The following is an 11,550-nucleotide window of genomic DNA, read 5'->3' as shown; positions in this document are numbered from 1 at the left end:
CTCCGCCCCGGCCCCGTTCCGGGCGCTTCGCGCCCGGTGCGCTCAAACGCCGCGCGGGCTGGATATTCCAGCCCCGCCGGCGTTTGAGGCGCGGGGTCCGGGCCGGAGCCCCGATCTTTGAGCCGCGCCGGCGTTTGAGGCGGAGCGGGGGCCGGGGCCGCAGGCCACGGTTTCGGGAAGGGCGGGTCGGGGACTGGCTCCGCGCAGCGGCAGCCCGCGCCCCGCCCCTGGGTCAGGCGGCGGAGCCGGCGGCCGCGTCGCAGGACTGGGCGCGCAGGGCGCGGGCCAGGTCGTCGCGGGCCTCCAGGACCAGGCGGCGAAGGGCCGGCGCGGCATCCTCGTGCGCCGCCAGCCACGCATCGGTGGCCTCCAGCGTCCGCGGATCGTCCTGCAGCGCCGGGTACATCCCCCGCACCACGTGCATCCCGATCTGGATCGACCGCTCCGCCCAGATCCGCTCGATCACCTCGAAGTAGCGGTCGGTGTAGGCGGCCAGCAGCCCCCGCTGCGACGGCTGCTGCATGCCCGCGATCGTCGCCTCCACCAACGCGTTCGACAGCGCGTCCGACTCCACGACGGCTGCCCACGCCTGGTCCTTGACCGCCTGCGAGGGCCGCGCCGCCAGGCACCGCACCTGGTGCCGCTTGCCCGACGCCGTGTCGTCGCGCGCCAGCTCCGCGTTCAGCGCGGCCTCGTCCACCGCGCCGTGTGCGGCCAGCGGCAGCAGGAAGTCCCAGCGCAGTTCCTGGTCGACCTCCAGCCCGTCGATCCGCGCCGACCCGTCGAGCAGCCCCAGCAGCAGCTGGTAGTCGCCCTCGCTCGCCGCGCCCGCGGCGAAGAACCGGGCCCACGTCAGCTGGTGCTCCGACCCCGGCTCGGCGCGCCGCAGTTCCTGCAGCGCTCCTGCCGCCAGCACCCGGCCGCCCTGCTCGCGCCACTCGGGCGCGGCGTAGTGGGTGACCGCGGTGAGCGCCTGCGCGTGCAGCATCTGCAGCACGCCGACGTCGCTCTCCCGCCCGGCGTGGGCCAGGACGAGGGAGACGAAGTCGCGGGCCGGCATCAGCCCGTCGCGCGTCAGGTTCCACAGCGCCGACCAGCACAGCGCCCGCGCCAGCGGGTCCGCGACGTCGCCGAGCCGCAGCCGCAGCGTCTCCAGCGAACGCTCATCGAAGCGGATCTTGCAGTAGGTCAGGTCGTCGTCGTTGACGAGCACCAGGTCGGGCCGCTCCTGCCCGGCCAGCTCCGCCACGGCCGTCCGCGCGCCCGCCACGTCCGCCTCGGCCTGTGCGTAGCGGACCAGCGCCCCGTCCTGCAGCCGGTACAGGCCGACCGCGACCCGGTGCGGGCGGAGCTCCTCGCCCTCCTGGAGCACGGCCAGCTCGGTGACCCGCCCGCCGGCGTCGTACGTCACCACCGGCGTCAGCACGTTCACCCCCGCCGTCTGCAGCCAGGCCCGCGACCACTCGGCCATGTCCCGCCCGGAGACCTCCCCGAGCACCGACAGCAGGTTGTCCAGGGTGGTGTTGCCGTACGCGTTGGCCTTGAAGTAGCGCCGGGCGCCCTCCAGGAACGCCTCCCGGCCCACGTAGGCGACGAGCTGCTTGAGGACGGCCGCGCCCTTGGAGTACGTGATGCCGTCGAAGTTGAGCTTGGCGGCCTCGAGATCGCGGATGTCGGCCGTGATCGGGTGGGTGGAGGGCAGCTGGTCGGCGCGGTAGGCCCACGACTTGCGGTTGTTGGCGAAGGTGACCCACGCCTGGTCGAAGCGGGTCGCCTCCACCTGCGAGAAGGAGCCCATGAAGTCCGCGAAGGACTCCTTCAGCCACAGGTCGTCCCACCACTTCATGGTGACGAGGTCGCCGAACCACATGTGGGCCATCTCGTGCAGGATCGTGTTGCAGCGCCGCTCGTACGCCGCCCGGGTGACCTTGCCGCGGAAGATGTACTCCTCGCGGAAGGTCACCATCCCCGGGTTCTCCATGGCGCCCAGGTTGTACTCGGGCACGAAGGCCTGGTCGTACTTGCCGAACGGGTACGGGTAGTCGAAGTGCTCGTGGAAGAAGTCGAAGCCCTGCTTGGTGACGAGGAAGACGTCGTCGGCGTCGAAGTGCTTGGCGAGCCCCTTGCGGCACATCGCGCCCAGCGGGATCGTCAGGTCCCCGCGGGTGTAGGTGTCCGTCACGTAGTGGTACGGGCCCGCCACCACACAGGTGATGTACGTGGAGATCGGCGCGGTCTCGGCGAACCGCCAGACCCCGCCCTCGCGGGACTCCTCGGCGCCGTTGCTCCACACCTGCCAGCCCTCGGGCGCGGTCACCTCGAAGCGGTAGGGCGCCTTCAGGTCCGGCTGCTCGAAGTTGGCGTAGACCCGCCGGGCGTCGGCCGGCTCGTACTGGGTGTAGAGGTAGACCTCGCCGTCCTCGGGGTCCACGAAGCGGTGCATGCCCTCGCCGGTCCGGCTGTACGCGCAGTTCGCGTCGACGACGAGGACGTTCTCGGGGGCCAGGCCGTCCAGGGCGATCCGCGCACCGTCGAAGACGGCGGCCGGGTCCAGCTCCCGCCCGTTGAGGGTGACTGAGTTCACGGACGGCGCGATCAGGTCCGCGAACGTGGAGGCGCCCGGCGCGCCGGACCGGAAGCGGATGGTGGTCACCGAGCGGAACGTCCGCGGGCCCTGCGCCGGCTCGGCCTCGTCCACGGCCGACCGCAGGTCGAGCACCACCTCGTACCCGTCGACGGACAGCAGTCCGGCCCGCTCGCGGGCCTCGTCACGGGACAGATTCTCTCCGGGCACGTGCACTCCTTCGTGCGTGGTCGCGATTCCTGATCGAATCCTCCCACGGGGGAATGCGGGCGGGTCCGGGCCGGTTGGGCAGGAGGAACACGACCAGACATGCCTTACGTGACGCAAGGAGAGACATGGCCGACACCCAGGTGCGCGAGAAGACCCCGGTCGACTTCTGGTTCGACCCGCTCTGCCCCTGGGCCTGGATGACCTCCCGCTGGATGCTGGAGGTCGAGAAGGTCCGTGACGTCGAGGTCCGCTGGCACGTGATGAGCCTCGCCGTCCTCAACGAGAACAAGCTGGACGAGCTGCCCGAGCGCTACCGCGAACTGCTCGGCCCCAAGGGCTGGGAGCCCGTCCGCGTCGTGATCGCCGCGCAGCAGAAGCACGGCGACGAGGTCACCGGCAAGCTCTACACCGCGCTGGGCACCCGCATCCACAACGAGGCCCTGGGTGCGACCCGCGAGGTCATCGCCGCCGCGCTCGACGAGGTCGGCCTGCCGGCCGAGCTGCTCCGCTACGCCGACTCCGACGAGTACGACGAGGTGCTGCGCGAGTCCCACAACAACGGGATCGAGCGCGTCGGCCAGGAGGTCGGCACCCCGGTGATCTCGGTTCCCGGCGCCGACGGCTCGGAGGTGGCCTTCTTCGGCCCGGTCGTCACCCCGACCCCGCGCGGCGAGGCCGCCGCCCGCCTGTGGGACGGCACCCTCCTGGTCGCCTCCACCCCGGGCTTCTACGAGATCAAGCGGAGCCGCGACAAGGGCCCGTCCTTCGAGTAGTCCGTGTAGTCCCTGTACTCCCTGCCGCTCGCGCATACAGGAGACCCCCGTGAGTCCTCACGGGGGTCTCCTGCTGAACACGCCCGCACGCGAAGGTTGAGAAGACGATCACGAGGCGGGCGGGGCCGGTGGCTGCGGTCAGCCCTTGGCGGGGATCAGCAGCGGGGTGTTGGCCTTGGCGTCGGCGTAGCGCTTGGCGACGTCCTGCCAGTTGACGACGTTCCACATCGCCTCGATGAAGTCCACCTTCTGGTTCTTGTACTGCAGGTAGAAGGCGTGCTCCCAGGCGTCGAAGACCAGGATCGGCACCGAGGCCTGGCCGACGTTGCCCTGGTGGTCGTAGATCTGCTCGACGATCAGGCGGCCGCTGATCGGCTCGTACGCGAGCACGCCCCAGCCGGAGCCCTGGGTGGCGGAGGAGGCGAAGGTCAGCTGCTTCTTGAACTTCGCGAAGGAGCCGAAGGACTCGGTGATCGCGTCCGCGAGCTCGCCCACGCCGTCGGCGGCCGTGGGCTCGCCGCCGCCCTCGCCGGTCTTGGGGCTGGCCATGTTGTGCCAGTAGATGCTGTGCAGGATGTGGCCGGAGAGGTGGAACGCGAGGTTCTTCTCCAGGCCGTTCAGCGCGCCCCAGTTCTCCTTGTCGCGCGCCTCCTCCAGCTGCTCCAGCGTGTCGTTGGCGCCCTTGACGTAGGCCGCGTGGTGCTTGTCGTGGTGCAGCTCGATGATCTGCGGGTTGATCACCGGCTCGAGAGCCGAGTACTCGTACGGAAGCTCGGGAAGCGTGTAGATGGCCATGCGTGTGATCCGGTCCCCTCAGCGTGCCAACTGCTTATTGCAATCAATGCGCAACTGCACGCTAGCAGCATCTATTCCGGGCCGTGCGCAAGGGGCGCCCCTCGAACACGAAGGCGGGCCCCGTGCGTTCGCACGGGGCCCGCCTCATGGGGCCGTGGCCGCTGTGATCAGGCGCCCGCAGCCAGGGTTCGCCGGGCCCGGATCTCGCGCACCCACGCCACCACCAGCACCACGGCCGCCGCGCCCGAGGACCACAGCAGCTGCGGCCGCGCCGAGTCGTCGAACAGCATCAGCACCAGCACCGCCGCCATGGCCAGCAGCGCCGTCCACGTCAGGTACGGGAAGCACCACATCGGCAGCGTCAGCCGCTCCGGCATGTCCCGCTCCAGCACGCGCCGCAGCCGCAGCTGCGACACCGCGATCAGCGCCCACACGAACAGCAGCACCGCACCGACCGCGTTGAGCATGTAGAGGAACACCGTGTCCGGCCACAGGAGGTTCAGCACCACGGACACGAAGCCGAAGGCCACCGACGCGAACACCGCCCGGCGCGGCACCCCGCCGGCCGACACCTTCAGCAGCCCCGCGGGCGCCTCCCCGCGCTCGGCCAGCGAGAACACCATGCGCGAGGACCCGTACAGGTTGGCGTTGAGCGCCGACAGCAGCGCCACGAACACCACGATGTTCATGATCTGCCCGGCCGCCGGGATGCCGATGGAGTCCAGGACGGCGACGTACGGGCTCTGCCCGGGCTCCAGCGAGTCCCACGGCAGCAGCGTCACGATGATCAGCATCGAGCCGACGTAGAAGAAGAGGATGCGCCACACGGCGCTGCGCACGGCGCGGGAGACCGAGCGCGCCGGGTCGTCCGACTCGGCGGCCGCGATGGTGACGACCTCCAGGCCGCCGAAGGCGAAGATGACGGCCAGCATGCCCGCGACCACCCCGCCGGCGCCCTGCGGGAAGAAGCCGCCCTGCCCGGTCAGGTTGGCCAGGCCGACCGGGTCGGTGTCCGGCAGCAGCCCGAAGACCGCGAGGGTGCCGAGGACGAGGAACAGGACGATCGCGCCGACCTTGAGGGCGGCGAACCAGAACTCGAACTCGCCGAAGTTCTTCACCGCGGCCAGGTTGCTGACGGTGAAGACCACCATGAACACCAGTACCCAGAGCCACTGGTCCACCGCCGGCACCCAGCCGTGCGCGATCTTCGCGGCGCCGGTGGCCTCCACGGCCAGCACCACGACCAGCAGGAACCAGTACAGCCAGCCCGCCGAGAAGCCGGCCCAGCGGCCCAGCGCCTTCTCCGCGTACACCGAGAAGGAGCCGGAGGCGGGCATCGCCGCCGACATCTCGCCGAGCGCCCGCATGACCAGCATGGCCAGCGCGCCGGCCAGCAGGTAGGAGCAGATGATGGCCGGCCCGGCGATGCCGATGCCGGCGCCGGAGCCGACGAACAGCCCGGCGCCGATCACGCCGCCGAGGCCCAGCATGGTCAGGTGGCGCTGCTTGAGGCTGTGGCTGAGGGGTTCCGCGGGCAGCTCCGGCTCGCGGGGAGGTGCGTCGGGCAGACGGTCGCGCATGAGTGGGTGCTCGTACTCTCGTACTCGGCAGCGGCGGTGGGGCTCTCCGCAGGGGAATTGGCGGGACCCTACAGTCTCACCGGTCGGCGCCCATCCGCGCAAAACGGACGTGTGGTCTGTTCTGACTCGTGATACGGATCACGGTGCCCCGGGGTGTAACCGAGGACTTTGTGCACTCCCAACCAAACCGGGGAGTAGGGCTTTGTGTCGGGCGGCGGTGGGGCGGCGCGGCGGCGCGCACTAGCGTCGGTGATCGTCCCGTCACCCCTCATCACATCCGCGGAGCCTTCTGATGAGCACTGCTTCCGTCACCGTCCGCCCCGGCGCCGTCCTGGCCGACCTGCTGCCCGCGAGCCGCGTCCGCGACGTCGCGCTCGTGGTCGGCGGAGCCGTCCTGACCGGCCTGGCCGCGCAGCTCTCCGTGCCCGTCCCCGGCTCCCCGGTCCCGGTCACCGGCCAGACCTTCGCGGCGCTGCTCGTCGGCACCGCCCTCGGCGCCCGCCGCGGCTTCCTCTCGCTCGCGCTGTATGCCCTGCTGGGCGCGGCCGGTATGCCCTGGTTCGCGCAGGGCACCTCCGGCGCGGGCGGCGCCTCCTTCGGCTACGTCCTCGGCATGGTGCTCGCCTCCGGCATCGTCGGCGCCCTCGCCCGGCGCGGCGCCGACCGGTCGGTGCTGCGCACCGCGGGCGCGATGGCGCTCGGCTCCGCCGTGATCTACGCGGTGGGCGTGCCGTACCTGGCGCTGGCCACCGGGATGTCCTTCGGCGCGGCCGTCGCGGCGGGCCTGACCCCGTTCCTGCTCGGCGACGCCCTGAAGGCGGCGCTGGCCATGGGCGCGCTGCCCGCCGCCTGGAAGCTGGCGGGGCGCCGCGGCTGACCGCGTACGCCACTTCCCTGCCGACGCTGCACAGCAGCCCCGGACCGCGAGCGGGCGGTCCGGGGCTGCTGCCGTCTGCGGGGCCTGTCAGGCGGCGTCGACCGCGGCCTCGGCAGCGGTCTCGGCAGCGACCTCGCCCTTGCGGCGGGCGTTGCGCACCACGCCGATCGCGATCACGACGGCCGCGACGAGCAGGGAGTACAGCACCGTCTCGCGGTTGTCCTTGTCGTACAGCATGTAGCCGAGGACGAAGGTGATCATCGCGGCGGTGGCCCAGGTCAGGTACGGGAAGAACCACATCTTCACCGTCAGCTTCTCCGGGACCTCGCGGACCAGGATCTTGCGCATCCGCAGCTGGGTCAGGCAGATGACCAGCCACACGAAGAGCGCGATCGCGCCGGAGGAGTTCAGCAGGAAGCTGAAGACCGTGTCCGGGGAGGTGTAGTTGAAGTAGACGGCGATGAAGCCGAACACCACCGAGCCCAGGATGGCGGCCGTGGGCACGCCGTTCTTGCTGGTCTTGGCGAAGGCCTTGGGCGCGTCACCGCGCTCGCCGAGCGAGAACGCCATGCGCGAAGCGGTGTACAGGCCCGAGTTCAGGCAGGACAGCACGGCGGTCAGGACGATCACGTTCATGATCTGGCCGGCGTGCGCGATGCCGATCGAGTCCAGGGCGGCGACGTAGGAGCCCTTGTCGACGATCGACTTGTCGTTCCACGGCAGCAGGGTCAGGACGATGAAGATCGAGCCCAGGTAGAAGACGCCGATGCGCCAGATCACCGAGTTGGTGGCCTTGGTGACCGCGCGGCGCGGGTCCTCGGACTCGCCGGCCGCCAGGGTGACGATCTCGCTGCCCATGAAGGAGAAGACGACCATCAGCACACCGGTGAGGACCGAGCCCCAGCCGTTCGGCATGAAGCCGCCGGCGTCGGTGAGGTGGGCGAAGCCGGCGCCCGGGTTGTCCGAGCCGGGCAGCACGCCGAAGACGGCGAGCATGCCGACGACCACGAAGGCGCCGATGGCGACGACCTTGATGCCGGCGAACCAGAACTCGAACTCGCCGTAGGAGGCGACGGAGCCGAGGTTGGTGGCCGTCAGGACCACCATCACGATCAGGGCCCAGGCCCACTGCGGGACCGCCGGGACCCAGCCCTCGAGGATCTTCGCGCCGGCGGTCGCCTCAACGGCGAGCACCACGACCCAGAAGAACCAGTACAGCCAGCCGATGGAGAAGCCGGCCCAGCGGCCGAGCGCCCGGTCGGCGTACGCCGAGAAGGAGCCCGAGTTCGGGCTGGCGGCGGCCATCTCGCCGAGCATGCGCATCACGAAGACGACCATCGCGCCGACGAGGAGGTACGAGATCAGGATGGCGGGGCCGGCCTTGGCGATACCGCCGCCGGAGCCGACGAACAGGCCGGCGCCGATGACACCGCCAATGGCGATCATGGAGAGGTGGCGGTTCTTGAGACCGGCCTTGAGACCGTCGGAGGGCTGGGCGGAACCGGGTTCGCCGGTGGGGCCGCCTGCCTTCTGAAGGGTCGTCGTGGTGCTCATGGACGAATCCTTAGGTTCTCGGGTGGAGAGTTCCGGCATTCAAACCCGAGATCCGCGCCGGTCGGAAGACCCGCGTCCGGATCGTTGCGAAGGACCAAGGTCCCGGACCTTGGTCCCACCGTGTCTCATCTGCACTCTTTGGGTTTACTTGAGCTTTAGAAGTGACTTACGCGACACCCTGCCGTGATCTGCCCGGGTCCCTCGTGACACACTCGGGGCATGCGCGTGTACCTCGGATCCGACCATGCCGGCTTTGAGCTCAAGAACCACCTGGTGGACTGGCTCAAGAACAACGGCCACGAGCCCGTCGACTGCGGGCCCCACATCTACGACGCCGTCGACGACTACCCGCCGTTCTGCCTGCGCGCCGCGGAGAAGACCGCCGCGGACGCCGACAGCCTCGGCATCGTGATCGGCGGCTCGGGCAACGGCGAGCAGATCGCCGCCAACAAGGTCAAGGGCGTCCGCGCCATCCTGGCCTGGAGCGTCGAGACCGCGAAGCTCGGCCGCGAGCACAACAACGCCAACGTGATCTCCGTCGGCGGCCGGATGCACACCCAGGAGGAGGCCACCTCCTTCATCGAGGCCTTCCTGGCGACCCCGTACTCCGGCGAGGAGCGCCACACCCGCCGCATCGACATGCTCTCCGCGTACGAGCAGACCGGCGACCTCCCCCCGATCCCGGCCCACCACCCGCAGGACCAGTAGGACGCCCGTGCCGCCGGACCCGCGGGGTCCGGCGGCACTGCCGTTCCCGCGGCCGCCCGGAACCCTGCGCGGCGGCAGACCCGAGGAGAGCAGCCGTGCCCGAGGGGCATACGATCCACCGCCTCGCCCAGGACCACACCGAGCGGTTCGCCGCCCGGCCGGTCCGGGTGAGCAGCCCGCAGGGCCGGTTCGCCGAGAGTGCCGCGCTGCTCGACGGGCGGGAGCTGGAGAGCGCCGAGGCGCACGGCAAGCACCTGTTCCTGGAGCTCGGCGACGCCTGGATCCACATCCACCTCGGCCTCTTCGGCAAGCTCGGCTTCGGCCCCGTGCCGGCCCCGCCGGCCGCGGACACCGTACGGCTGCGGCTGCTGAACGAGGAGCACCACGCCGACCTGCGCGGTCCGACGGCCTGCGCGCTGATCGGCGACGCGGAGAAGAAGGCGATACACGACCGGCTCGGGCCGGACCCGCTGCGGGCAGCCGACGACCCGGACCGCGCATGGAAGCGGATCTCCCGCTCCCGCACCACCATCGCCGCGCTGCTCATGGACCAGAAGGTCGTCGCCGGGGTCGGCAACGTGTACCGCGCCGAGGTCCTCTTCCGGCACGGCATCGACCCGTACCGGCCGGGCAAGGACGTCACCCGTGCCGAGTGGGACGCGATGTGGGCGGACCTGGCGGTGCTGATGCGGGAGGGCGTGCGCAAGAACCGCATCGACACCGTGCGGGACGAGCACCTGCCGGAGGCCATGGGGCGGCCGCCGCGGGTCGACGACCACGGGGGCGAGGTGTACGTCTACCGGCGGGCGCACCTGCCGTGCCACATCTGCGGGGCGGAGATCCGCACCGCCGACCTCGCGGCCCGCAACCTCTTCTGGTGCCCGGGCTGCCAGACCCGCTAGCCGTGGCCCGCTGACCGGGGGCCCGCCCGGCGCGGTGGCCGCTGCGCGGAGCCTGCCCCTCCCCGCCCCTTCCCCGAACCGGGGCTCCGCCCCGGACCCCGTTTTTGCGGGCGCTCCGCGCCCGGTGCGCTCAAACGTCGCGCGGGCTGGATGGAGCCGGGTTCCCTCGGGGCCGGACCGGGGCCGTCAGCGCCGCGAGCGGCTCGTCACCCTCCCGGGTGTCGGCCAGGCCACCCCGGCCGCGGGGCGTGGCGGCGCGTACCCGGCGTTTTCGGACACCTCGCGCCCGACCGAGCCGACAAAGGAACCCTCCGGTCCGGGGGTCCCCCTGCGCGCGCACAGGCAGGATGGATAGGGTCCCGAAAGACATGGCCGGAGCACGTGTGGAGACGCTCATGGCCCGGGCGCGCATGCTGTCGCACCGGGCACGCACCGCGCTGCGCAAATCCGCGGTCGACTACTTCCGCGGCGACGCCTCCGACTGGCTGGCCTTCGCCGGCCTCCTCGCGACCGTCCCCGCCATCGCCTTCGGCACCCTCATGCTCCCGGTGTGGTTCTCGCCCGCCGCGCTCGTCCTGCCCATCGTCGCCGGCGGCTTGCTGCTGCGCCCCGCCAGCCTCCTCGCCCTGTACGCGGCCTCCGCGGCCGCCCTGATCGTCGAGGCCCTCGTCCTCGGCCCCTACACCCAGGGGCCCGCCCGCGTCACCCCCGGCACCGTCCTGGTCGTCGCCGCCTGCGGATTCTTCGGGCTCGTCATCGCCCAGTTCCGCAGCCGCGTCGGCGTGCCCTGGCGGCGCGGCGGCACCATGCTCTTCGACCTGCGCGAACGCATCCGCGTCCAGAGCAAGCTGCCCACCCTGCCCCGCGGCTGGCACCGCGAGATGGCCCTGCGCCCCGCCGGCGGCCAGTCCTTCTCCGGCGACTTCGTCGTCGCCGCCCGCACCAACGGCGGCCGCACCCTGGAGATCGTCCTGACCGACGTCTCCGGCAAGGGCATGGAGGCCGGCTCCCGCGCCCTGCTCCTGTCCGGCGCCTTCGGCGGCCTCCTCGGCGCCCTGCCCCCGCACGGCTTCCTGCCCGCTGCCAACGGCTACCTCCTGCGCCAGGACTGGGACGAGGGCTTCGCCACCTCCATCCACCTCGTCCTGGACCTCGAGACCGGCGACTACGAACTCCTCTCCGCCGGCCACCTGCCCGCCCTCCAGCTCTCCGCGGGCACCGGCCGCTGGCAGGAGAAGTCCGGCGAAGGTCCCCTCCTCGGCGTCTACGATGGCGCCGCGTTCGAACCCGTCCGCGGCAACCTGCGCCGCGGCGACGTCCTGATGCTCTTCACCGACGGGCTCGTCGAGACCGCCGACCGCGACATCAGCGAGGGCATCGACCGCCTCACCGGCGAGGCCGACCGGTACGTCGCCTCCGGCTGGGAGGGCGCCGCCTGGCACCTCATCGAAAAGGTCGCCAAGGACGTCAACGACGACCGCGCCCTGCTCCTGATCCGCCGAGCCCCGTAGGCGCGTAGGTGGGGTTTTCCCCACCCCCGATGCGCCGGGCTCCGCCATGGCCGCCG

Annotated in this window: 9 protein-coding genes; 5 read left to right on the top strand and 4 right to left on the bottom strand. The window is 71.4% G+C overall.

The window, feature by feature from the left end; translation table 11 throughout:
• Positions 1-232: 232 nt before the first annotated feature.
• On the bottom strand, positions 233-2,794 hold the full coding sequence (gene pepN, locus ABZ924_RS16985) for an aminopeptidase N (RefSeq protein WP_361909590.1): 2,562 nt from the start codon (positions 2,792-2,794) through the stop codon (positions 233-235).
• Between the two features lie 125 nt (positions 2,795-2,919).
• On the opposite strand from pepN, the gene ABZ924_RS16980 reads away from it, so the two are divergent.
• Entirely contained in the window at positions 2,920-3,567 is a 648-nt protein-coding gene (locus ABZ924_RS16980) for a DsbA family protein (RefSeq protein ID WP_361909587.1), read from the top strand.
• A 138-nt stretch (positions 3,568-3,705) separates the two neighbouring features.
• Here the strand turns inward: ABZ924_RS16980 and ABZ924_RS16975 are convergent, their stop codons facing one another.
• Together ABZ924_RS16975 and ABZ924_RS16970 are read right to left on the bottom strand one after the other, a co-directional pair.
• Entirely contained in the window at positions 3,706-4,362 is a 657-nt protein-coding gene (locus ABZ924_RS16975) for a superoxide dismutase (RefSeq protein ID WP_361909584.1), read from the bottom strand.
• A 167-nt stretch (positions 4,363-4,529) separates the two neighbouring features.
• Entirely contained in the window at positions 4,530-5,942 is a 1,413-nt protein-coding gene (locus ABZ924_RS16970) for an amino acid permease (RefSeq protein ID WP_361909581.1), read from the bottom strand.
• 292 nt (positions 5,943-6,234) lie between these two features.
• Between ABZ924_RS16970 and ABZ924_RS16965 the strand changes: the two genes are divergently transcribed.
• A complete protein-coding gene (locus tag ABZ924_RS16965; protein WP_361909578.1) occupies positions 6,235-6,819 on the top strand; it encodes a biotin transporter BioY in 585 nt (194 codons plus the stop codon).
• Between the two features lie 87 nt (positions 6,820-6,906).
• On the opposite strand, the gene ABZ924_RS16960 is transcribed toward ABZ924_RS16965, so the two are convergent.
• Positions 6,907-8,373 carry an amino acid permease gene (locus ABZ924_RS16960; protein ID WP_361909576.1) on the bottom strand — a complete coding sequence of 489 codons (1,467 nt, stop codon included), beginning with the start codon at positions 8,371-8,373 and terminating at the stop codon, positions 6,907-6,909.
• A 219-nt stretch (positions 8,374-8,592) separates the two neighbouring features.
• Between ABZ924_RS16960 and ABZ924_RS16955 the strand changes: the two genes are divergently transcribed.
• The 3 genes from ABZ924_RS16955 (at position 8,593) to ABZ924_RS16945 (ending at position 11,494) form a co-directional block, all read left to right on the top strand.
• A complete protein-coding gene (locus ABZ924_RS16955) occupies positions 8,593-9,081 on the top strand; it encodes a ribose-5-phosphate isomerase (RefSeq protein ID WP_361909573.1) in 489 nt (162 codons plus the stop codon).
• A gap of 95 nt (positions 9,082-9,176) precedes the next feature.
• Positions 9,177-9,983, top strand: coding sequence for a DNA-formamidopyrimidine glycosylase family protein (locus tag ABZ924_RS16950; RefSeq protein WP_361909570.1), 807 nt, complete (start codon positions 9,177-9,179; stop codon positions 9,981-9,983).
• Positions 9,984-10,351: 368 nt separating this feature from the next.
• Entirely contained in the window at positions 10,352-11,494 is a 1,143-nt protein-coding gene (locus ABZ924_RS16945) for a PP2C family protein-serine/threonine phosphatase (protein WP_361909567.1), read from the top strand.
• Positions 11,495-11,550 lie beyond the last annotated feature (56 nt).

Source organism: Streptomyces sp. NPDC046876, assembly GCF_040645035.1.
Classification (GTDB): Bacteria; Actinomycetota; Actinomycetes; order Streptomycetales; family Streptomycetaceae; genus Streptomyces.
This window is presented reverse-complemented; position numbering and strand designations above follow the sequence as displayed.

Coding starts and splice junctions, on each gene's coding strand:
- ABZ924_RS16980 (WP_361909587.1), top strand. CDS start 2,920: ATGGCCGACACCCAGGTGCGCGAGAAGACCCCGGTCGACTTCTGGTTC.
- ABZ924_RS16975 (WP_361909584.1), bottom strand. CDS start 4,362: ATGGCCATCTACACGCTTCCCGAGCTTCCGTACGAGTACTCGGCTCTC.
- ABZ924_RS16970 (WP_361909581.1), bottom strand. CDS start 5,942: ATGCGCGACCGTCTGCCCGACGCACCTCCCCGCGAGCCGGAGCTGCCC.
- ABZ924_RS16965 (WP_361909578.1), top strand. CDS start 6,235: ATGAGCACTGCTTCCGTCACCGTCCGCCCCGGCGCCGTCCTGGCCGAC.
- ABZ924_RS16960 (WP_361909576.1), bottom strand. CDS start 8,373: ATGAGCACCACGACGACCCTTCAGAAGGCAGGCGGCCCCACCGGCGAA.
- ABZ924_RS16955 (WP_361909573.1), top strand. CDS start 8,593: ATGCGCGTGTACCTCGGATCCGACCATGCCGGCTTTGAGCTCAAGAAC.
- ABZ924_RS16945 (WP_361909567.1), top strand. CDS start 10,352: ATGGCCGGAGCACGTGTGGAGACGCTCATGGCCCGGGCGCGCATGCTG.